The sequence below is a fragment of the Lysobacter sp. GCM10012299 genome, from assembly GCF_042649405.1.
Classification (GTDB): Bacteria; Pseudomonadota; Gammaproteobacteria; order Xanthomonadales; family Xanthomonadaceae; genus Lysobacter_J.
In genome coordinates, this window is sequence record NZ_JBHRZC010000006.1 from 74,942 (window position 1) to 96,379 (window position 21,438).

The window sequence follows — 21,438 nt, forward strand, 5'->3', positions numbered from 1 at the left end:
ATGCGCAAACAACTGCTCGGCTGGGCCGCCCTGCCCCTGATTGGCTACGCCGGCATCTGCGCGTGGCTGTTCGCCAAGCAACGAGAACTGATCTACCTGCCGCAGGAAACGCGCATCGATGCGACGCAGACCAATTTCGCCATCGAACGAGACGGCGTGCGCCTGCGCGGCTGGGTCGTCAATCCCGATCGCCACGAGCCAGTGATCTACTTCGGCGGCAACGCCGAGCGCGTCGAAAACCGGCGCGAGCAGCTCGGTCGCGTGCTGCCGGGCCGCAGCGTCTACCTCATCGCGTATCGCGGCTATGGCGCCAACGATGGCGCGCCCAGCGAATCGGCACTGTTTGCCGATGCACTGGCGGTGTTCGACGAAGTGCAGGCGCGCCATCCCGGTGAAGCGGTTTCGGTGATCGGCTCCAGCCTGGGCAGCGGCGTGGCCAGCTACGTCGCCTCGCAGCGGCCGGTGGCACGGCTGGTGCTGGTCGCGCCGTTCGACAGCCTGGCAGCAGTCGCGCAATCGCATTACCGGATCTTCCCGGTGCGCTGGATCGTCAAGGACCGCTTCGATTCAGCCAGCTACCTGCACGGCTACCAGGGCGCGGTGATGGTGATTCGCGCCGGGCGTGACCAGGTCATTCCGGCCGCCAGCACCAATCGCCTGATCGCAACCTTGGGGCGACCGCCGCAGGTGGTCGACCTGCCCGAGGCCAACCACAACACGATCGGCAGCGATCCGGGCTTCGAGCAGGCGCTGCATCAGTTCATGCTGTAGCGCTGCGAGCGTGACTACGCCGCGCAGAACTGCACGTAGTCGATATAGCCGGGAAATTCACGCCCGGCCGCGCATACCGGGCACTCGGGATCGGCCGACAGCCGCGTCTCGCGGAACTTCATCGCCAGCGCATCGAAATTGAGCAGGCGCCCGGCCAGCGGATCGCCGATGCCCAGGATCAGCTTGACCGCCTCGGTCGCCTGCAGCATGCCGATCACGCCGGGCAGCACGCCCAGCACGCCGGCCTCGGAGCAGTTGGGTGCGGCTTCGGGCGGCGGCGGCTCGGGGAACAGGCAGCGATAGCAAGGCGCCTGGCCACGATGGCGCCCGGCATCGAACACGCTGACCTGGCCCTCGAAGCGATGCACCGCGCCGTACACCAGCGGCTTGCCCAGCTTCACGCAGGCATCGTTGAGAAGGTAGCGCACCGGGAAGTTGTCGGCGCCGTCGATGACGACGTCGGCAGCGGCGATCAGCCGCTCGACATTGCTTGCCGTGATGCGTTCCGGGAAGGCCTCGATACTGACCGTCGGATTGAGCGCCGACAGCGCGATTCGGGCCGACTCAACCTTGGCCACGCCGATGCGGTCTTCGGTATGCAGGATCTGCCGCTGCAGGTTGCTGCGATCGACCACGTCGTCGTCGGCCAGCACCAGCGTGCCGACGCCGGCCGCGGCCAGGTAGTAGGCCGCGGGCGATCCCAGCCCGCCCGCACCGACCATGGCGACACGCGCGGCCTGCAGTCGACGCTGCCCTGCCTCGCCCACTTCCGGCAGGCGCAGGTGCCGGGAATAGCGGTCGTAAAAGTCGACATCAACCTCCGGACGCGTCAGCGGCAGGCCTTCGGCGATCCAGCGGGTGGTGCCGCCTTCGACCGATGCAACGCGTGCATAGCCCGCGTCGTGCAGCACTTGCGCGGCCTGCAGCGAGCGACGGCCGGATTGGCAGATCAGCATCACTTCCGCGTCGAGATCGGGAAGCTCGACCCGCGGCTGCGCCTCCAGTTCGGCCTTGGCGATCCCGCGGGCACCTTCGGCGAAGCCCGTGGCGCGCTCGTGCGATTCGCGCACGTCGATCAGCACCGCGCCGGACCGCTGGCGGCGCAATGCCTCGGCCGGGGAAATTTCTTCGATCTTCATGCGGTGATTATCGCTCCACTACGCATACCGCAGCACCTCGACCACTTCGCCTGCGGCCAGCCTCTGCGGGCCGTCGGGAATGACGATCAGCGCATTGGAGTCGGCGACCGCGCGCAGCCGGTGCGAACCGGTCGCCGGGTTCGGGTCGGCACGCAGCACGCCATGGTCATCGCAGAACACCCGGGCGCGGATGAACTCACGACGCGCGTGTTCCTTGTCGACAGGAGCAACCAGCTGCGCCCGCTCTGCCAGGCGCGCTTCGCTGCGGCCCTGCAGTCCATCGACCAGGGCACGGCCGAACGACAGGTACGTAGCGAACACCGACACCGGATTTCCCGGCAGGCCGAGCACGCGCGCCTGGTCGAGGCTGCCGAACAACAGCGGCATGCCCGGTTTCATCTTCACTTTCCAGAAGTGGGTCTGGCCGAACTGCGCCAGCACCGCCGGGATGTGGTCCTTCTCGCCGGCCGAGACGGCGCCGCAGGTAATCACGATGTCGAAGGCACAGGCGGCATCGCGCAGGGCGATCTCGACGCGCTTCGGGTCGTCGGGCAAGCGCGGCCAGGCCGTCGGTTCCAGGCCGTCCGCACGCAGCAACCCCATCAGCAGTTCACGGTTGCTGTCGTAGATCTCGCCCGGCGCCAATGCCATGCCCGGCTCGACCAGTTCGTCGCCACTGCTGAACACCGCCACCGTCGGTCGCCGCACGATCGGCAATGACGCCAGCCCCATCGAGGCCGCCAGCGACACGCGTGCAGGCGTCAGCAGCGAACCGGCGCGCAGCACCAGTTCGCCGGCAGCCACGTCCTCGCCTGCGCGGCGCACGTTCGATCCCGGTGGCACTGCGCCTGCGACAAACGTCACCAGATCGCCGTCGACCCGGCTGTTTTCCTTGATGACCACCGTGTCGGCACCCGCCGGCATCGGAGCGCCCGTGGTGATGCGCAAGCACTGGCCAGGCGCGACCGCCAGCCCCAATGCGCGCCCGGCAAACTGTTCGCCTGCCAGCTGCAACGTCGTTTCGCCGTCTTGCAGATCGGCGTGGCGCAGGGCGAATCCGTCCATCGCACTGTTGTCGAAGGGCGGCAACGACAGCGGCGCGTGCACGTCGGCAGCAAGGATTCGCCCGTGCGTGCGCGACAGGGCCAGCGTTTCGGTCTCGAGGCGATGCGAGACCGCCACGTCGCGGACGATCGCCAGCGCGTCGTCGAACCGCAATCCAGTTGGGGGCGATGTCATTTCGGCGGCGTGATCATGGGGGAGTGATCATGTGGGGCGTGCGATGCCGGCCGCAGCCAGGTCATCGGGCGTGTTGAGATTGCCGAAGCGTACGCCCTCCAGTCGCACTGCCGCCATGCCAAGGGCCGCCTGCAGCGCGTGCACCGCCACGTCGCCACGCGCCAGCGCAGCCGCGGCGGCCGGTTGCAGCGTCGCCAGCCACCACAGGGCAACCAGCGGCTGCGGGCCGTCATCGTCCACGGCGTACGCGCCGGTGCCGCCTGCCGCGGACGCCAGCGTCGGCAGCAGGCACTCGTTGACGCCGACCAGGTCGACGGGAATCGTCAGGAGCCACGGCGTGGTGCAGGCGGCGGCCAGCGCGTCGATGCCGGCCAGCGGACCCAGGTCGCCGGCCGCCCGATCGGCGACGGCACGCAGTCCCACGTCGGCATAGCGTCCGGCATCGCGATTGGCGCTGACCAGTACGGTGCTTGTCTCGCCGGCAAAACGCCGTTGCCAGCGGACCACCTGGGCGATGCCGTCGCGCTCGAGCCAGGCCTTGTCAGTACCGCCCAGTCGCGAGGCGCGTCCACCGGCAAGGATGCCGAGTGTCACCCGGGATGCTGGCAGCGGGGTCGCCATCGGCCCGCGGTTTTACTTCCCGCGCTTCACGTGCCGGATCATGCGGCGCTTCTTGACGACCTGGCGCTCGGTGAGCACGTTCTTCTTGCCTTCGTATGGGTTCGTGCCTTCCTTGAACACGAAACGCACGGGCGTGCCGACCAGCTTGAAGCGCTTGCGGAAGAAGTTTTCCAGATAGCGCTTGTAGGAATCACTGAGCGTGCGCAGGCGCGTGCCGTGCACTACGAACGTCGGCGGATTGTTGGCCGCCGGATGGGCGTAGCGCAGCTTCGGGACGTGGCCGCGCACCACCGGCGGCGGGTTGGTCTCGTACGCCACTTCCAGCGCCTTGTTGACTTCGCTGGTGCTGAATTCGTGCGTCGCCGACGCATGCGCGCGGTGGATCGCCTTGAACAGCTCGCGCAGGCCCGAGCCGTGCTTGGCGCTGATGCGCACCGCTTCGGCCCAGTCGACGAATCCCAGCTTGCGGGCGAGCAACTGCTCTGCCTGCTGGCGCTGGTAGTCGGTCTGGTTGTCCCACTTGTTCACCGCCACGACGAGCGCGCGGCCGGCATCGAGCGCGTAGCCGAGCACGCTGGCGTCCTGGTCGGTCACGCCTTCGCCGGCGTCGAGCATGATCACCGCTACCTGGCACTGCTCGATCGCCTGCAGGGTCTTGATGATCGAGAACTTCTCCACCGCTTCGTCGACGCGCGACTTGCGACGCAGGCCCGCGGTGTCAATCAGGCGGTACAGGCGACCGTCGCGCTCCATGTCGATGGCGACCGAATCGCGGGTGGTGCCCGGCACCTCGGAGGCGATCATCCGCTCCTCGCCGAGCAGGCGATTGACCAGCGTCGACTTGCCCACGTTCGGGCGGCCGATGAAAGCAATGCGGATGCGCGACGGGTCCGAATCCAGTTCGGTGGCCGCACCCTCTTCCGGCAGGCGCTGCAGGCTGTGGTCGATCAGCTCGTCGATGCCCTGGCGGTGCGCCGAGGACACGGTGATGACGTCGCTGAAGCCATAGCGGGCGAAATCGTTGCGCGCCGCCTGGGCGTCAATGCCGTCGATCTTGTTGATCACCAGCGTGGTCGGCCGCGCACTCTTGCGCAGCCAGGCCAGGATCTCGTCGTCCAGGGCCGAGGCGCCTTCGCGGCCGTCGACGATGAACAACACCAGGTCGGCTTCCTCGGCCGCGGACCGGGCCTGGCGCGCGGTCGCGCCGGCCAGCCCTTCGTCTTCGCCGGCGATGCCGCCGGTGTCGACCACGGCGAACGACTGCTTGCCTTCCGGCCGGCAGACGCCGTAGTGGCGATCGCGGGTCACGCCCGGCTCGTCATGGACGAGGGCGTCGCGACTGCGCGTGAGCGCGTTGAAGAGGGTCGATTTTCCGACGTTGGGGCGGCCAACGAGGGCAACTAGCGGAAGCATGGGAGACAGCCGAATGGGGGGTGGAGGGGCCAGTGAGCCGCTGCGAGGGCTGGGGGCCGCAGCGCATGATGACTGCCCGGTCGCAAAAAGGGAAACGGCCCAGCGCCACAAGGCACTGGGCCGATCCGTGATCAAGCAGGCGGGTCAGCCTTGCCGCAGGCGGACTTTACTGGAGGCGGAACGCCGTCAGCTCGCCCGACACGTTCTGGATGATGGCGATGCCGTCGGCCACCACCGGTGCGGCCCGGACGGCCTTGCCGCCGACGCGTTCGCGGGCTGCGAACTCGCCGTTGTCGAGCTTGAGCCAGTGGACGTAGCCGTCGAAGTCGGCGACCACGGCGTAATCGCCCTGCACCGCCGCGCCGGTCACGTTGCGGCGCGCCAGGCCCGGCTGCTGCCACAGGGCGCTGCCACCGGACTTGTCGAGGCCGAACACGACGCTGCTGGCATCGGTCACGACCAGGCGGTCGCCGCCCATGCCGATGCGTCCGGCGCCGCCGTGCTCGCTTTGCCACATCGGACGGCCGCTGGGCGCGTCGATGGCGAGGGTCTGCTTCTTGAAGCTGGTCGCGTACAGCGTGGTGCCTTCCAGCACCGGCGTACCGTCGACGTCGGCCATGCGGTCGAGCTCGGTGCGGCCTTCAGCCTGACCCACCGCCTGCTCCCACAACGGACGCCCGTCGGTCGCCGACAGCGCCGACACCGAGCCATCGTCGTTGCCGACGAAGACGTAGCCCGGGCCGAGTGCCGGGGCATCGTTGCCGCGGACCGACAGCATCGGCACTTCCTGCGCCCAGAACCAGCGGCGTTCGCCGTTGGCGGCATCGAACGCGGTGATGCGGCCGTCGTTGGAGCGCACGAACACCGAGCCCATGCCGACAGCAGGCGCAGCGATGACTTCGTTGGGGACCTTGGCCTCCCACTTCTTCTCGCCGGTCGCCGCGTCGAGCGCGATCACTTCACCGTTGAGGCCGCCGACGACCACCAGGCCTTCGCCGACGCCCGGGCCACCGGAGACGCCCAGCTCGGACTTCTTGTCCGCGCGGTATTCCCAGACCGACTTGCCGGTCTGCAGGTCGAATGCATGCACGCCACCTTCGATCGCAGCGGCGTAGACGCGACCATCGGCCACGACCGGACCCTGGCGCACGCCCATGCGTCCCTCGCCCTTGCCGGCGTTGGCCGACCACAGCTTGGAGACGGTCACCGACGGGGTGATGTCGGTCAGTTCGGTGGGCTCGTTGGGCTTGCCATCGTCCTTTTTCTTGTCGCCGCCGAACCAGCCCTTGATCGTCGAGCAGCCCGCGAGCGATGCCGCGCACAGCAGCACGAGGGAGGTACGCAGCAGCATCGAGCGGTGCTTCATCAGGACTTGGCCTCGGGCGTGGCCGGCGCGCCGCCGACCTGGTTGAGTTTGAGTTCGATCAGGCGGCGTTGCGGCGAGGCGACATCAAGCTTCGCCAGTGCCTGCGAGTACGAGGTGCGTGCCTGGTCGAGCTGGCCGAGCGCGAAATGCGCATCGCCACGCACTTCCATGGCCGTTGCCGTGGTGCCCTGGGCGACGAGCTTGAGGGCGGCATCGGCCTGCTTGGCTTCGATCAGCAACCGCGCCAGGCGCTGGTTGACGACGTCGGTAATGGCCGGGTCGTTGCTCTTGATCGCGCGCAGCGTGGCGATGGCGGCATCGTTCTGGTTGGCGCCGACCTGCGAGCGGGCCAGTTCCAGCGCGGCCAGGTCGTGGTAGGTGCCGTCAGCCAGCGCCTTGACCTTCGCCTCGGCCGACTTGTCCTTCGCCTGGATGGCGTCGAGGGCAGCCTGGTATTGGTTGGACAGGTCCATCTGGGCCTGCTCGCCGCGATGTTCCCACCACTTCCAGCCACCGATGGCCGCCAGGCCGAGCACGATGCCGCCGATCAGGCCGGCTCCGTTGTTGCGCAGCCATTGCAGGACGCGCTCGCTTTGTTCGTGTTCGTCGAGAAGGTCGTCTATTGCCATTCGGGAGCTGCCATTCCAAAGCTGCTGTGTCGCCCCCGCCCTTCGGCGGGAACCCAATGAGGAACACCGGCCCGCATGGACCGGTGACGAGGGATGACCCGCGCGCGGGTCAGTCTGCGACCGGCGTCAGGGAACCGTCAGAGGATAGCGTAAAGCGCGCCACGTTCGCGCGGCTGAACGGCGTCAGATCGACCGTCTTGCCCGACTGCCGTACTTCCACGGCGGTGGAATTGCCCAGCACTACGCGGGAAACCTCGCCCGCACCGTAACTGCGCTGCTGCCCGGCACCGAGCAGACCCTGCTCGAGGGTGGTGCCGTTGTTGCCGATCACCTGGACCCAGCTGTCGCCGGTGAACGTCAATGACAGATCCGCCTGTGCCGCCGACGGCATGGGCGCCATCGATGCGATCAGCGGGGTCCGCTGCACGCCCGTCGGCGCCGGCGCGGTGGCAGGCGATTCGCCTTGCGAGGCCGGCGTGACCGGCACTTCCAGGGACTGCACCGTGGACTGGTGCGGCGAGCGCGTCGCCAGCCAGACCGGCACCGCGATCGCCGCGGTCAGGACGATGTAGATGGCCCGGCGCGTCACCTGCTCGAACACATGGCGATAGCGCGGCGTATAGGTATGGCTGACCAGTTCGGACGGAGCGACCGCCACGACCGTGTTCTGGCGCAGCTGGTCTTCCAGGTCGATGCCCAGCAGGCGCGCGTAGCTGCGCAGCTGGCCGCGCACGAAAACCGGCGCGCCGAGCTGGCTCGGATCCCCCGATTCGAGCTGGCGGATCACCCGCAGCGGAATCTTCAGGCTCGCGGCCACTTCTTCCTGGGACAGCCCCGCCTGTTCGCGGGCCTGCTTCAGGCGCACGCCGCAGCTGGCGCCCATCTCGGGCGCAGTGTCATTAGAAGAGCCCATCATCGCCTTCCGTCATCCCCCATGCCGGAGCCCTGCGTCTCAGGGAACTCCGCCCTCATTCGCTGAACGTATCTCGCGGCGGCAGCCGTGTCGCCGAGTTTTTGCTCGATTTGTGACGCAAGCAACAACGCATTGCGGTCTGCCGGGGCAGCCGCGAGGCGGCGCTCGGAAAATGCCCTGGCCTCGAATGCCCTGCCCTGGCGGAATTCCAGCTCGGCCATGGCGCCCAGCGCCACCGGGTTGGCTGGATCCAGGGAAATCGCGTCGCGCAGGTTGGTGGCGGCGCGCACGTCCTGGCCGGCCCTGAGCGCACAGCTGCCGGCATTGGCCAGGGCCATCGCAGGAGTGTGATAGCTGCTGTCGGCGAGCGCGCGGTCGAACCAGGCCAGCGACTGCGCCGCCTGCCCCTGGCCGCACAGCCAGACGCCGTAATTGTTGAGGACTCCACCGCTGGTGGGTGCCAGTTCGGCCGCGCGGCGGTAGTGCTCGCCGGCCTGCGCCGTGGCGCCGCTACGCTCGGCAGCAGCGCCCATCAGGGTGTAGGCGTCTACCGACTTCGGATCGATCTTGAGGGCCTGGCGCGCCTCGCGTTCGGTGCCCGGGTAATCGCCCGTGAGCAGTTTCTCCTGGGCGCGCTGCAGGTGCACGCGGGCGCTGGACGCCTTGTCGCGCTTGTCGTCGCTGACGTCAACCTTGCGCGCGATCTGGTCATAGTCGCCACGGCTGAAATCCTGGCGGACGAACGTCAGCTTGCTGCAGGCGCTGGTGGCAAGCAGCACCACGACGACGACGGCCAGCGGGAAAAGACGGAATGTCCGGCGGCCATCGCCGCCGTGGGTCGTGCCTTCGCGCAGGGCGTCAGGCTGCTTCATCGCCCAGCCCCTGCGCCTGCAGTTGCTTGCGGAATTCGGCCTGGCGACGCGTGCGATCCATGACCTGGCCCTTGAGCTGGCCACAGGCGGCATCGATGTCGTCGCCACGGGTGCGACGCACCGGCGCGATCATGCCGGCGTCGTTGAGCAGTTTCTGGAAGGCGCGGATGGCGACCTCGTCGGGGCGCTCGAAGCGCGTGCCCGGGAACGGATTGAACGGGATCAGGTTGACCTTCGCGGCATCCTTCATCTGCACCGCGTTGTCGAACTGGCGCAACAGGCGCACCAGCTGGCGCGCGTGCTGCGGCTGGTCGTTGACGCCCTTCATCAGGGTGTACTCGAACGTGACCGAGCTGCCGCGCTTGCGCAGCGCATAGCGCACGCAGGCTTCCATCAGCTGCTCGATCGGGTACTTCTTGTTGAGCGGCACCAGTTCGTTGCGCAGCTCGTCGTTGGGTGCGTGCAGCGAGACCGCAAGGGAGACGTCGCTCTCCTCGCCGAGGCGGTCGATCATCGGCACCATGCCGGCAGTCGACAGCGTCACGCGCTTGTTGGCCAGGCCGTAGCCGAGGTCGTCGCGCATGATGCTCATCGCGCGGACCACGTTTTCAAAGTTCGCCAGCGGCTCGCCCATGCCCATCATCACCACGTTGGTCAGCTTGCGCTGCTGGTGCGGGACATTGCCGAGGTGGCGCGCCGCCACCCAGACCTGGCCGATGATCTCGGCGGTCGACAGGTTGCGGTTGAAGCCCTGGGTCGCGGTGGAGCAGAACGTGCAGTTGAGCGCGCAGCCGACCTGCGACGACACGCACAGCGTGCCGCGGCCCTTGTCGGGGATGAACACCGTTTCGATGGCGTTCTTCGGGTCCATGCCCAGCAGCCACTTGTGGGTGCCGTCGGTGGACGCCTTGTCGAACACGACCTGCGGGACCTGCACGACGGCGTGCTGCTCGAGCTTGGCGCGCAGCACCTTGCCCAGGTCGGTCATGTCGTTGAAGTCGGTGACGTAGCGGTGATGGATCCACTTCATCACCTGGTGCGCACGGAACTTCTTCTCGCCGAGCGATTCCTCGAAGAATCGCTCGAGCGAGACGCGGTCGAGATCGAACAAGTTCGTCTTCTCGACCGCGCGCTTGCCGGCCGTGACCGGCGCAGTCGCGACAGCCGACTCCGTCGCCGCCGCGGTGCCTGCGTCAGCGAGTTGGAGTTCGATGGTGTCGCGTTGCGTGGTCATGGCCTTCTCGGTGTCGCTATCAGCGTGCGTAGACGCTGGTGGCCGGGAAGAAGTACGCGATCTCGATCGCGGCATTCTCCAGGCTGTCCGAACCGTGCACGGCGTTGGCATCGATGCTGTCGGCGAAGTCGGCGCGGATCGTGCCCGGCGCGGCGTCCTTCGGGTTGGTGGCGCCCATCAGGTCGCGGTTCTTGAGCACTGCGCCCTCGCCTTCGAGCGCCTGGATCATCACCGGGCCGGAGATCATGAACTCGACCAGCGCGTTGAAGAACGGGCGCTCGCGGTGCACGGCGTAGAAGCCTTCGGCTTCCTGCTTGGACAGGTGCTTCATCTTCGCGGCGACGACCTTGAGGCCTGCCTTCTCGAAGCGGGTGTAGATCTCACCGATGACGTTCTTGGCGACGGCGTCGGGCTTGATGATCGAAAGGGTGCGCTCCAGCGCCATGGAATTTCTCCGGGTAGGCGGGCAGCCGAACCGTGGGTTCGCGCCCGAGGATAACAGAAAAACCCGCGTCGGAACGCGGGTTTAGCCCACAAGGCTCCGGTAATTCTAACGGATTAGAGGCCCCATTTGCACCTCTCGCCAGACCCTCCTTCAAGAAGTCGACGTTGACGGTTCAGCCGCCCGCGACTAGCATCAAACAAGCGTTTGATTAAGGTCGCTTTGATCAGACCCTTTTGATCCAGCCCGTCGTTTCAGCAGCAGGACCCGCCATGGCCGCCACCGCCCACTTCTCCACCAAGGACCGCATCCTCGGCGCCGCCGAAGAGCTGTTCGCCCAGTTCGGCTTCACCGGGACCTCCCTGCGCCAGGTCACCAGCCGGGCAGACGTCAACATCGCCGCGGTCAACTACCACTTCGGCAGCAAGGAGAACCTCGTCAACGAGGTCTTCCGCCGACGCATGGACGACATGAGCGCGCAGCGGCTGGGCGCGCTCAAAACCGCCATGGAACAGCATCCGGGCGAGCTGGAACCCATCCTGGCCGCGTTCGTGCAGCCGGCCCTGGCGATGGCCCAGGACCGCCACGGCGGCGGCGCCTTCGTCCGTGTCGTGGCCCGTGCCTATGCGGAAAAGAACGACCGCCTGCGCAAGTTCCTCTCCGACCATTACGGCCACGTCCTGCGCGATTTCGGCAAGGCGATTGGCGCCTGCGTGCCGGAACTGAGCAAGGAAGAACTCTATTGGCGTCTGGACTTCCTGGCCGGCGCCCTGACCTATGCCATGGCGGACTTCGGCCTGATCAAGCGTCCCGCCGGTGTCACCGAAGCGGCGCACCGTGAGCGTGCGGCCCGCGAGCTGATCCATTTCGCGGCCGCCGGCTTCAAGGTCGAGCCAAAGCGTTAATTTCGAAGCGTCAAATCTGTGCAACAACAAGGATTTACAACACATGCCTAAGAAGCTGCTTGTACGCCGCGTGGCCGTCCTCGGCGCCGGTGTGATGGGCGCGCAGATCGCTGCGCACCTGACCAATGCCGGTGTCGACACGGTGCTGTTCGATCTTCCCGCGAAGGAAGGCGACCCCAACGGCGTCGTCGCCAAGGCCATCGCCAACCTCGGCAAGCTCAGCCCTGCCCCGCTCGCCAGCAAGACCCTGGCCGAGCGCATCACGGCCGCCAACTACGAGACCGGCCTGGAGCAGCTGCGCGGCTGCGACCTGATCATCGAGGCCATCGCCGAGCGGATGGACTGGAAGCAGGACCTGTACAAGAAGATCGCCCCGTTCGTGGCCGAGCACACCGTGCTGGCCAGCAACACCTCGGGCCTGGGCATCAACAAGCTGGCCGAAGTGCTGCCCGAGCAGCTGCGCCATCGCTTCTGCGGCGTGCACTTCTTCAACCCGCCGCGCTACATGCACCTGGCCGAACTCATTCCGGCCAAGACCACCGACGACGACGTGCTCGAGTCGCTGGAAACCTTCCTGACCACCACCCTGGGCAAGGGCGTGGTGATCGCCAAGGACACCCCGAACTTCATCGGCAACCGCATCGGCGTGTTCTCGATGCTGGCCGGCATGCACCACACCGAACAGTTCGGCCTGGGCTTCGACACCGTCGACGCGCTGACCGGCCCGGCGATCGGGCGGCCGAAGTCGGCGACGTTCCGCACCGCCGACGTGGTCGGCCTGGACACGATGGCCCACGTCATCAAGACCATGGCCGACACGCTGCCGGAAGACCCGTGGCACAACTACTTCAAGGCACCCAAGTGGCTGTCGGCGCTGATCGAAAAGGGCGCGCTGGGCCAGAAGAGCGGCGCCGGCGTCTACACCAAGCGCGGCAAGGACATCCTGGTGCTGGACCTGAAGGCGCAGGACTACCGCGCTTCGGCCGGCGAGCTCGATCCGGAAGTGGCTGGCCTGCTGAAGGAAAAGGACCCGGCGAAGAAGTTCGCCGCGCTGCGCGCCAGCGCGCATCCGCAGGCGCAGTTCCTGTGGGCGATCTTCCGCGACACCTTCCACTACAGCGCATTCCACCTCGAATCGATCGCCGACACCGCGCGTGACATCGACTTCGCCATGCGCTGGGGCTACGGCTGGTCGCTCGGTCCGTTCGAGACCTGGCAGGCCGCCGGCTGGAAGCAGGTCGCCGACTGGATCGCCGAGGACATCGTTGCAGGCAAGGCGATGAGCAGCGCGCCGCTGCCGAACTGGGTGTTCGACGGCCGCGCCGGCGTGCACTCGGCCGATGGCAGCTTCAGCCCGGCCCGCAACGCCAACGTTCCGCGTTCGTCCAACCCGGTGTATGCGCGCCAGCGCTTCCCGGATCCGCTGCTGGGCGAGAAATTCTCGCAGGGCCGCACGGTCTTCGAGAACGACGGCATCCGCATGTGGGCCGACGAGGGCGACGACATCGCCGTGGTCAGCTTCAAGACCAAGATGCACACGGTCAACGACCACGTGCTCAACGGCCTGCAGGAAGCCGTCGCCATCGCCGAGCGTGACTTCGCCGGCCTGGTGATCTGGCAGCCGAAGGAACCCTTCTCCGCCGGTGCCGACCTGGCCGGTGCGCTGGGCCTGCTGCAGGCCGGCGACGTCAAGGGTTTCGAGGCGATGGTCGCCAACTTCCAGGCCACCAGCCAGCGCATCAAGTACTCGCTGGTGCCGGTGGTTGCGGCCGTGCGCGGCCTGGCATTGGGCGGCGGCTGCGAGTTCCAGATGCATGCGGCGCGCAGCGTGTTCGCGCTGGAGAGTTACATCGGCCTGGTCGAGGCCGGCGTCGGCCTGCTGCCGGCCGGTGGCGGCTTGAAGGAATTCGCCGTGCGCGCTTCCGAAGCGGCGGGTCCGGGCGGCGACGTGTTCGCCCAGCTCAAGACCGCGTTCGAGAGCGTGGCGATGGGCAAGGTCTCGACCTCGGCCTTCGAAGCGCGTGAGCTCAAGCTCGCACGCGACAGCGACAGCGTCGTCTTCAACGCCTTCGAGCTGCTGCACGTGGCGCGCGAGCAGGCACGTGCCCTGGCCCAGTCCGGCTACCGCCCGCCCCTGCCCGCCCGCCGCATCCAGGTGGCCGGCGACGTCGGCATCGCCACCTTCAAGATGATGCTGGTGAACATGCTCGAAGGCCGCTTCATCTCGCCGCACGACTACGAGATCGCCACGCGCATCGCCACCGTCATGTGCGGCGGCGAAGTCGACCGCGGTGCACTGGTCGATGAGGAATGGCTGCTCAAGCTCGAACGCGAACATTTCGTCGCACTGGCGCAGATGCCCAAGACGCAGGAGCGCATCGCGCACATGCTCAAGACCGGCAAGCCGCTGCGCAACTAAGCGACGACGACACAGGACATATCGAAATGACCAAGCAAATCCAGGACGCCTACATCGTTGCCGCCACCCGCACTCCGGTCGGCAAGGCACCGCGCGGCGTTTTCCGCAACACCCGTCCCGATGAAATGCTCGCCCACGTGCTGCGCTCCGTCGTCGCGCAGGCGCCGGGCATCGACCTGGGCCGCATCGATGACGCGATCATCGGCTGCGCCATGCCCGAGGGCGAGCAAGGCATGAACGTGGCGCGCATCGGCGCGCTGCTGGCCGGACTGCCCAACACCATCGCCGCCCAGACCATCAACCGCTTCTGCTCGTCCGGCCTGCAGGCCGTGGCGATGGCGGCCGACCAGATTCGCCTGGGCAACTCCGACCTGATGCTGGCCGGCGGCACCGAGTCGATGTCCATGGTGCCGATGATGGGCAACAAGGTCGCACTGAGCCCGCAGGTGTTCGCCAAGGACGAGAACGTGGCCATCGCCTACGGCATGGGCATCACCGCCGAGAAGGTCGCCGAGGAATGGAAGGTCTCGCGCGAGGACCAGGACGCGTTCGCCCTGGCGTCGCACCAGAAGGCCATCGCGGCGATCCAGGCCGGCGAGTTCAAGTCGGAGATCAGCCCGTATGAAGTGATCTCGCGCATTCCCGATCTCGGCGGCAATGCCATTCGCGTCAAGAAGTCGATCGTCGAGATCGACGAGGGCCCGCGTCCGGACACGTCGATCGAAGGCCTGGGCAAGCTACGCCCGGTGTTCCGCAACGCCCAGTTCGGCGGCAGCGTTACCGCCGGCAACAGCTCGCAGATGAGTGACGGTGCCGGCGCGGTGCTGCTCGCTTCCGAGCAGGCCATCAAGGACTACGGCCTGACCCCGCTCGCCCGCTTCGTCAGCTTCTCGGTCGCCGGCGTGCGCCCGGAAGTGATGGGCATCGGCCCGATCGCGGCGATCCCGAAGGCACTCAAGCAGGCCGGGCTGACCAAGGACCAGCTGGACTGGATCGAGCTCAACGAAGCCTTCGCCGCGCAGGCGCTGGCGGTGATCCGCGATTCCGGCCTGGACCCGTCCAAGGTCAACCCGCTCGGCGGCGCCATCGCACTCGGCCACCCGCTCGGCGCCACCGGTGCGATCCGCACCGCGACCATCGTCCACGGCCTGCGTCGTCGCCAGCTCAAGTACGGCATGGTGACCATGTGCATCGGCACCGGCATGGGCGCGGCGGGTATCTTCGAAGCGCTCTGAGTCGCGATTACCTGCAAAAAGAAACGGGCAGCCCTTGGGCTGCCCGTTTTCATTCGTGGCTGCTGGCTGGCGTCAGGCCAGGCGCGTCCCGTTCGGAACCGGTCGCTCGATCGCGGTGACCACGACGCCTTCTTCCGTGGGAAATCCGGTCAGCAGGAACTCCGACACAAAGGGGCCGACCTGCTTTGGCGGAAAGTTGATCACGCCCACAATCTGCCGCCCGACGAGATCGTCGGGGCTGTAGAGGTCCTTGATTTGCGCGCTGGTCTTGCGGACGCCGTGCGGGCCGAAATCGACCCAAAGTTTCCATGCCGGCTTGCGCGCTTCCGGAAACGGCTCGACGCGCTGCACCGTGCCGGCGCAGAGCATCACCTTCTCGAAGTCACCCCAGGTAATGGTGCCCTGCTCGCTCATGAGCGGCTCCGACCCCTATCGCGCAGCAGGTTCAGCCGAGCTCTTCGACGCCCAGCTCGGCCAATGCGTTCTGCATCAGCTGGCGCGCCGAGTCGCTGAGCTTCTCGTGATCGAGCGCGTATCGGATCGTCGCCTCGACCAGGCCAATGTGCGTGCCGCAGTCGAAGCGCGTGCCCTTGAAGCGATAGGCGTTGACCGCCTCTTCCTGCAGCAGCGATGCGATCGCGTCAGTCAGCTGGATCTCGCCACCGGCACCCGGCGTGGTCGTCTCCAGCAGCTTGAAGATGCGCGGATTGAGTACATAGCGTCCGACGACGGCCAGCGTGCTCGGCGCGACTTCAGGCTGGGGCTTCTCGACGATCGCATTGATGCGACCCTGCCGGTTCTGGAACGAGTCGGTCGCGACGATGCCGTAGCTTCCGGTCTGGTCACGCGGCACGTCCTGCACGGCGATCATGCTCGCGCCAGTTGCCTCCGCGGCATCGGCCATCTGCGACAGCGCGCCAGGGCCCCGGTTCCAGATCAGGTCGTCCGGCAGCAGTACCGCGAACGGCTCGTCGCCGATCACTGGCTTGGCACAAAGCACGGCATGCCCCAGGCCCAGCGCCTCGGCCTGGGTCACGAACACCGCGCGCACGCCCTTGGGCAGCACGTTGCGGATCAGTTCCAGCTGTTCGAGCTTGCCGCTCTGTTCGAGCTTCTGTTCCAGCTCGTAGGCCTTGTCGAAGTAGTCGGCAACGGCGTGCTTGTAGCGGTTGGTGACGAACACCAGCGTGTCGCAACCGGCTTCCACCGCCTCGTCAACGGCGTACTGGATCAGCGGGCGATCGATGATCGGCAGCATTTCCTTGGGAACCGTCTTGGTCGCCGGGAGAAAGCGCGTGCCGAGACCGGCTACCGGGAACACTGCCTTGCGAATCCGAACCGACATCAAATCTTCCTTGCATTACGGGCGGGGAACGCCACCACCGTCGCCGATTCCTGGTAATCCGGATGTGCACCTACCGGCTGGAACTCGGGAACCGCACTTCGCAACAGGTGGCTGAGCGCGTCGAGATCATAACGAATCGAGGCTTCGCGCAATTGCGACACTGCATTCTCGATGTGCGTGGGCGAAACGTCGCGCGGCTCCGCCTGCAGGATTTTCGGATGCGCGGTCTGGCGATAGCGCTCGTCCGCATGGAACAGCGTTTCATGCAGCTTTTCGCCGGGACGCAGGCCGGTATAGACCACCGCGATGTCGCGGCCGGGATGCTTGCCTGCCAGGCGGATCATCTGCTCGGCCAGCAGCCGGATCGGCACCGGCTCGCCCATGTCGAGGGTGTAGATCGCCTCGTGCGTGCCGATCGCCGACGCCTGCAGGATCAGCTGGCACGCCTCGGGGATCGTCATGAAGAATCGCGTTACTTCCGGATCGGTGACCGTGACCGGTCCACCGGCGCGGATCTGTTCGCGGAACAGCGGCACCACGCTGCCGGCCGAATCGAGCACGTTGCCGAAGCGCACCGTGACAAATCGCGTCGAACGCTGGTCGGCCAGCGCCTGGCACGACATTTCGGCCAGGCGCTTGGTCGCGCCCAGCACGTTGACCGGATCGACCGCCTTGTCGGTGGAGATCAGCACGAACGTGCCAACCCCGGCGCCGCGGCACGCGCGCGCCACCGTCTCGGTCGACAGCACGTTGTTGCGCACCGCTTCGCGCAACTGCAACTCGAGCAGCGGCACCTGCTTGTAGGCGGCGGCATGGAACACCGCATCGGGTTCGGCACGCGACAACGCGTACGCGATCACGGCAGGGTCGCCGCAATCGCCGAGGATGGCGATGTATTCCAGATCAGGGAAATCGCGACGCAGCGCAGCTTCGGTCGTGGTCAGCGCGAGTTCGTCGATCTCGATCAGCGCGATGCGACGGGCACCGTGGCGCGCGCACTGCCGGCACAGTTCCGAACCGATCGAGCCGCCGGCACCGGTGACCAGCACCGAGCGCGACCCCAGCCAGGCGCGAATGGCCTTCCAGTCGGGCATGACCGGCTTGCGGCCCAGCAGGTCCTCGATCGCGACCTCCTTGAGCTCGCCAGGCAGCGAACGGCCTTCCAGCACGTCCTGCAGCTTGGGCACCATGCGGAACGGCAGTCCGGTGCGTTCGCACGACACCACCACGCGCTGGAGCGCATTGGCATCGGCCGCCGGCATCGCGATGACCAGCAGCTTGGCCGCGGTCTCACGGGCAATCTCTGCAACGTCCTGGACACGGCCCAGCACCGGCACGCCCTGGACCTTGCTGCCGCGCAGGCGCGCGGCATCGTCGAGGAAGCCCACCGGCTGGTAGGTGCCCGAGCGACGCAGGTCGCGGACGAGGGCCTCGCCGGCATGGCCGGCGCCGAGGATGAGGATGCGGACCGAGTTACTGCCGAACGCGTCGACGCGGCTGTCCTTCCAGGCCCGGTACATCAGGCGGGGCGCGCCGAGCATGCCCATCAGCACCAGCGGATAGAGCACCAGCACCGTGCGCGGCACGCTGTCGAGGCGGTTGTAGAGGAACAACCCCAGGACGATCGCGAACAAACCCAGGATCGATGCCTTCAGGATATTCCACAGATCGGGGACGCCGGCGAACCGCCACAGGCCGCGATACAGGCCCACCTGCCAGAACACCAGGCCCTGGGCCGCCAGCACCAGCATGATCTCGGCCGACCAGAGCGGGATGGCGGGCGCATTGGCTTCAATGCCCCAGCGCAACCGATGCAGGGCCTGCCAGACGACCCACACCATTGCGAGATCGTGGGCGACCACCGCCAATCGCGGCAGGCCGCTCTTCAAACGATCACGCCATGAGCTCATTCCATGCGCCTCTTGTGGATGCAAACCTGAATCAATTTTGAGTCGGAACCCGGGAAGTCCCGGCCTTTTGCAGCCCGACCCATAAAAAAGCGCAGCAGGTATACCACGCGAGTGTGATACCGGTGATGAAGGCCACATCAGCTTGTGACGCAAGCCAGAAAGCCGCCGCCAGCGCCACAGCCGACACGGCCGCACAAGCGAGCGTGACCCGGACGTGACCGACCCGGCGAGCCCATACCTGATAGGCGTGCTGGGTATGCGGAGTCCACCAGCGCTCACCGCGCAGCAGGCGCCGCAGAAGTGTCAGGCCGGCATCGACCAGGAACACCGCCAGGGGTAGCAACACGACCCAGAAACGCGCTCCGAGCCGGGCACTTGCCACCACTGCCAGCGCCGCCAGACAGAATCCTATGGCGCCGCTGCCCACGTCACCGAGAAAAATTCTCGCGCGTGGGAAATTGAAGGGCAGGAAGCCGGCGCAGGCCGCGGCAATGGCCAAGCCCAGCAGGCCCCAGGTACCGCCGGCGATGGCCGCCAGCCCGGCGGCGGCGATCGCCGCCTGGCTGCCCGCCAGTCCGTTGATGCCGTCCATGAAATTCCAGACGTTGGTCAACGTCATCGCGGCCACGAATGCGACCAGGCCCAACCAAGGCGACTGGTAGACATCGGCCACCGCGAACGCAAGCAATGCGGCCGCAACGGCATGCACCAACAGGCGCCACCACGGCGACAGCGGACGGTGGTCGTCCAGCCAGCCAACCCCGGCGACCAGCACCAGGCCTACGGCGAAAGCGGCAAGCAATGGAGCATCCATCGGCCGGCGCAAGCCCAGTGCACAGGCCGCCACCAGGGCCGCGATCACGATCGCGATGCCACCGCCCCGCGGCGTCGCGACATCGTGGCTGCGACGCTCTCCGGGCTGGTCGATCAGCGATTGCCTGATGGCGTAGTGGCGCGCCAGCCAGGTGCCAGCCGCGCCGATGCAGAAATAAATCAACAACCACTGCCACATGCGTCAGACCACCGCGTAGTTCAGCAGCGGCTTGATCGTTCCCCACTCCTTGCAGCTCGGGCATTGCCAGTGGTGGCTGCGCGCGCCGAACCCGCACCGGTTGCAGCGATAGCTGGGATTGCGGACCAGCAGCTGGTCGGTGATGTGCTTGAGGTCGTGCAGCGTCGCGGCGGGGTCGGCGCCTTCGGCCAGCGTCAGATCTATCAGCGCCGCTTCGCCGCGGACCGACGGACGATCCTTCAACTGGCGGGCCAGGTACGCACGCGCTGCCGGCACGCCCTCTTCGTGCTCGACCATGCTGGTCAGCGCCAATACCGGCGAAATGCCCCGGTAGTGTTCGGTCATCTCGGCCAGGAAGGCGCGCGCACCCGGTGCGTCACCGACGCGCTCGTAACTGGCCAGCAGCGGCGGCAGTATCTCGGGCAGGTAATCGGGATCGACGCGGGCGACGCGCTCGAACGCACGGATCGCTCCTGCGTCGTTGCCGGATTCCACTTCCAGCCTGCCCTCGATCATGCCGGCGCGCACCGAGTTGGCATCGGCCTCGTAGGCACGCTTCACCGCTGCCTGCGCAGCGGCGTTGTCGCCTGCCGCACGGTGACGCTCGGCGAGCTCGCATTCGAATTGCGCGATGAGCTTGCCCATCGGCTCGCCAGTGGCTTCTTCGTAGCGACGGGCGTTTTCGATGGCCTTGTCCCAGTCGCGTTCGGACTGGTAGATGCCGATCAGGTGACGCAGCGCCAGCGGTGCGCGCATGTCCAGCGAAACCAGGTCACTGAACACCGTCTCGGCGCGATCGAGCAGGCCCGAACGCATGTAGTCCTCGCCCAGCGCAAGCAGCGCCTGGACGCGTTGCTGGTCGCTCAGGCCAGGCCGCTGCACCAGGGCCTGGTGCAGGCGGATGGCACGGTCGACTTCGCCGCGACGGCGGAACAGATGGCCCAGCGCGACCTGCGTTTCGAAGGTGTCCTTGTCGAGCTCGGCAATATGCAGGAACAGCTCGATCGCCTTGTCCGGCTGCTCGTTGAGCAGGTAGTTCAGACCGCGGAAATAGGTCGTCGACAAGCGGCTGACCTGGGTGTCGCTGTGGCGCTCGCCACCGCGGCGACCAATGATCCAGCCGCTGACTGCCGCAATCGGCAGCAGGAGGAAAAACCAGAACCACTCACTGATGAACGCCATGCGTCAGGCCCCGGAGGTAGCGGTCGGTAGGGAGGGCGACGGAACCTGGCGCTCGGCGCGAGCCAGGCGGCGACGCAACGGCAGGACGACGCTGGCGCTGATGGCCAGTCCGCCGATCAGCACACCCAGCAGCACGGCGACGATCAGCGCGACGCCGAGGTTGCTCGGCAGTCGGGCGAAACCAAGATCGATCAGCACCGGGGCGCGATTGAGTGCACCAATGATGGCACCGACGGCCAGGCAGGCGATGGCGATGAAAAAACGAAGCAGGCGCATGCAGCCCTCCATACGATCGCGAAGACCGCGATGACCAGCAGTAGCTTAGGGCCTGACAACGTTATTGAGTAGGCCACGCGTGGATGCGTGCCTTCCCGGGAACAGCCTCAGTCCGCTTCGTCCAGCGGCACCACGCCGCTGACGCGCTCGCGCAGTTCCTTGCCGGGCTTGAAGTGCGGCACGTGCTTGCCGGGAAGCGCGACTGATTCGCCGGTCTTGGGATTGCGACCCAGGCGCGGCGGACGGTAGTGCAGCGAGAAGCTTCCGAACCCGCGGATCTCGATCCGCTCTCCGCCAGACAGCGATCCGCCCATCATCTCGAGCAGTGCCTTCACCGCCAGATCCACGTCTTCGCCCTTCAGGTGCGCCTGACGTTGCGAAAGGATCTCGATGAGCTCGGATTTGGTCATGGCTGGAACGGATTCTCGCGACGGCTCGGACTTAGAAGGAAGGCGGTCCGAACGAGCCGGACCGCCTTCGCGGTTACCACCTGGAGCCCGTTACAACCGGGCTCC

Annotated in this window: 21 protein-coding genes; 4 read left to right on the forward strand and 17 right to left on the reverse strand. The window is 66.9% G+C overall.

The genetic code is table 11. From position 1 onward, the window contains the following. Positions 1-771 carry an alpha/beta hydrolase gene (locus tag ACFOPO_RS15300; protein ID WP_386704278.1) on the forward strand — a complete coding sequence of 257 codons (771 nt, stop codon included), beginning with the start codon at positions 1-3 and terminating at the stop codon, positions 769-771. Between the two features lie 14 nt (positions 772-785). Here ACFOPO_RS15300 and moeB read toward each other — a convergent pair whose 3' ends face one another. From moeB to ndk, 10 genes are all read right to left on the reverse strand, one after another. Continuing rightward, positions 786-1,910, reverse strand: coding sequence for a molybdopterin-synthase adenylyltransferase MoeB (moeB, locus tag ACFOPO_RS15305; RefSeq protein WP_386704279.1), 1,125 nt, complete (start codon positions 1,908-1,910; stop codon positions 786-788). Positions 1,911-1,928: 18 nt separating this feature from the next. Next, a complete protein-coding gene (gene glp / locus ACFOPO_RS15310; RefSeq protein WP_386704281.1) occupies positions 1,929-3,149 on the reverse strand; it encodes a gephyrin-like molybdotransferase Glp in 1,221 nt (406 codons plus the stop codon). 27 nt (positions 3,150-3,176) lie between these two features. Then, a complete protein-coding gene (locus ACFOPO_RS15315) occupies positions 3,177-3,743 on the reverse strand; it encodes a molybdenum cofactor guanylyltransferase (protein WP_386704283.1) in 567 nt (188 codons plus the stop codon). Between the two features lie 39 nt (positions 3,744-3,782). Then, complete coding sequence (gene der, locus ACFOPO_RS15320) at positions 3,783-5,183, reverse strand: ribosome biogenesis GTPase Der (protein WP_386704284.1); 1,401 nt, start codon at positions 5,181-5,183, stop codon at positions 3,783-3,785. 166 nt (positions 5,184-5,349) lie between these two features. Next, positions 5,350-6,549, reverse strand: a complete 1,200-nt coding sequence (bamB, locus tag ACFOPO_RS15325; RefSeq protein WP_386704285.1) for an outer membrane protein assembly factor BamB — start codon at positions 6,547-6,549, stop codon at positions 5,350-5,352. Beyond that, positions 6,549-7,178, reverse strand: a complete 630-nt coding sequence (locus ACFOPO_RS15330) for a YfgM family protein (RefSeq protein ID WP_386704287.1) — start codon at positions 7,176-7,178, stop codon at positions 6,549-6,551. Before ACFOPO_RS15330 ends, bamB begins: the two co-directional genes overlap by 1 nt. A gap of 109 nt (positions 7,179-7,287) precedes the next feature. Beyond that, positions 7,288-8,094 (reverse strand): RodZ domain-containing protein, encoded by an 807-nt coding sequence (locus ACFOPO_RS15335; RefSeq protein ID WP_386704289.1) that lies wholly within the window; start codon positions 8,092-8,094, stop codon positions 7,288-7,290. Continuing rightward, positions 8,091-8,963 carry a type IV pilus biogenesis/stability protein PilW gene (gene pilW, locus ACFOPO_RS15340; protein WP_386704290.1) on the reverse strand — a complete coding sequence of 291 codons (873 nt, stop codon included), beginning with the start codon at positions 8,961-8,963 and terminating at the stop codon, positions 8,091-8,093. Before pilW ends, ACFOPO_RS15335 begins: the two co-directional genes overlap by 4 nt. Next, positions 8,950-10,197 (reverse strand): 23S rRNA (adenine(2503)-C(2))-methyltransferase RlmN, encoded by a 1,248-nt coding sequence (gene rlmN, locus ACFOPO_RS15345; protein ID WP_386704292.1) that lies wholly within the window; start codon positions 10,195-10,197, stop codon positions 8,950-8,952. Before rlmN ends, pilW begins: the two co-directional genes overlap by 14 nt. A 19-nt stretch (positions 10,198-10,216) precedes the next feature. After that, positions 10,217-10,642 (reverse strand): nucleoside-diphosphate kinase, encoded by a 426-nt coding sequence (gene ndk, locus ACFOPO_RS15350; protein ID WP_386704294.1) that lies wholly within the window; start codon positions 10,640-10,642, stop codon positions 10,217-10,219. A gap of 269 nt (positions 10,643-10,911) precedes the next feature. On the opposite strand from ndk, the gene ACFOPO_RS15355 reads away from it, so the two are divergent. The 3 genes from ACFOPO_RS15355 to ACFOPO_RS15365 are packed head-to-tail and all read left to right on the forward strand — an operon-like array spanning position 10,912 to position 15,198. Then, positions 10,912-11,544, forward strand: coding sequence for a TetR/AcrR family transcriptional regulator (locus ACFOPO_RS15355; RefSeq protein WP_386704296.1), 633 nt, complete (start codon positions 10,912-10,914; stop codon positions 11,542-11,544). Positions 11,545-11,587: 43 nt separating this feature from the next. Beyond that, the gene (locus ACFOPO_RS15360; protein ID WP_386704298.1) at positions 11,588-13,963 is read left to right on the forward strand and encodes a 3-hydroxyacyl-CoA dehydrogenase/enoyl-CoA hydratase family protein; all 2,376 of its coding nucleotides are present in this window, start codon (positions 11,588-11,590) and stop codon (positions 13,961-13,963) included. A gap of 26 nt (positions 13,964-13,989) precedes the next feature. Further along, positions 13,990-15,198 carry an acetyl-CoA C-acyltransferase gene (locus ACFOPO_RS15365; protein ID WP_386704300.1) on the forward strand — a complete coding sequence of 403 codons (1,209 nt, stop codon included), beginning with the start codon at positions 13,990-13,992 and terminating at the stop codon, positions 15,196-15,198. Between the two features lie 72 nt (positions 15,199-15,270). Here ACFOPO_RS15365 and ACFOPO_RS15370 read toward each other — a convergent pair whose 3' ends face one another. From ACFOPO_RS15370 to ACFOPO_RS15400, 7 genes are all read right to left on the reverse strand, one after another. Next, positions 15,271-15,612, reverse strand: a complete 342-nt coding sequence (locus ACFOPO_RS15370; RefSeq protein WP_386704301.1) for a tRNA-binding protein — start codon at positions 15,610-15,612, stop codon at positions 15,271-15,273. A gap of 31 nt (positions 15,613-15,643) precedes the next feature. Further along, complete coding sequence (gene galU, locus ACFOPO_RS15375; RefSeq protein WP_386704303.1) at positions 15,644-16,543, reverse strand: UTP--glucose-1-phosphate uridylyltransferase GalU; 900 nt, start codon at positions 16,541-16,543, stop codon at positions 15,644-15,646. Beyond that, positions 16,543-18,453: a polysaccharide biosynthesis protein gene (locus tag ACFOPO_RS15380; protein WP_386704304.1), complete on the reverse strand. Its 1,911-nt coding sequence runs from the start codon at positions 18,451-18,453 to the stop codon at positions 16,543-16,545. The genes galU and ACFOPO_RS15380 overlap by 1 nt, the downstream gene beginning before the upstream one ends. Positions 18,454-18,484: 31 nt before the next feature. Next, positions 18,485-19,465, reverse strand: a complete 981-nt coding sequence (locus ACFOPO_RS15385) for a lipopolysaccharide biosynthesis protein (protein ID WP_386704306.1) — start codon at positions 19,463-19,465, stop codon at positions 18,485-18,487. A gap of 3 nt (positions 19,466-19,468) precedes the next feature. Further along, positions 19,469-20,647 carry a lipopolysaccharide assembly protein LapB gene (gene lapB / locus ACFOPO_RS15390; RefSeq protein WP_386704308.1) on the reverse strand — a complete coding sequence of 393 codons (1,179 nt, stop codon included), beginning with the start codon at positions 20,645-20,647 and terminating at the stop codon, positions 19,469-19,471. A gap of 3 nt (positions 20,648-20,650) precedes the next feature. Beyond that, positions 20,651-20,923, reverse strand: a complete 273-nt coding sequence (locus tag ACFOPO_RS15395; RefSeq protein WP_386704309.1) for a LapA family protein — start codon at positions 20,921-20,923, stop codon at positions 20,651-20,653. 107 nt (positions 20,924-21,030) lie between these two features. After that, positions 21,031-21,333, reverse strand: a complete 303-nt coding sequence (locus tag ACFOPO_RS15400) for an integration host factor subunit beta (protein WP_158731172.1) — start codon at positions 21,331-21,333, stop codon at positions 21,031-21,033. Between the last annotated feature and the right edge of the window lie 105 nt (positions 21,334-21,438).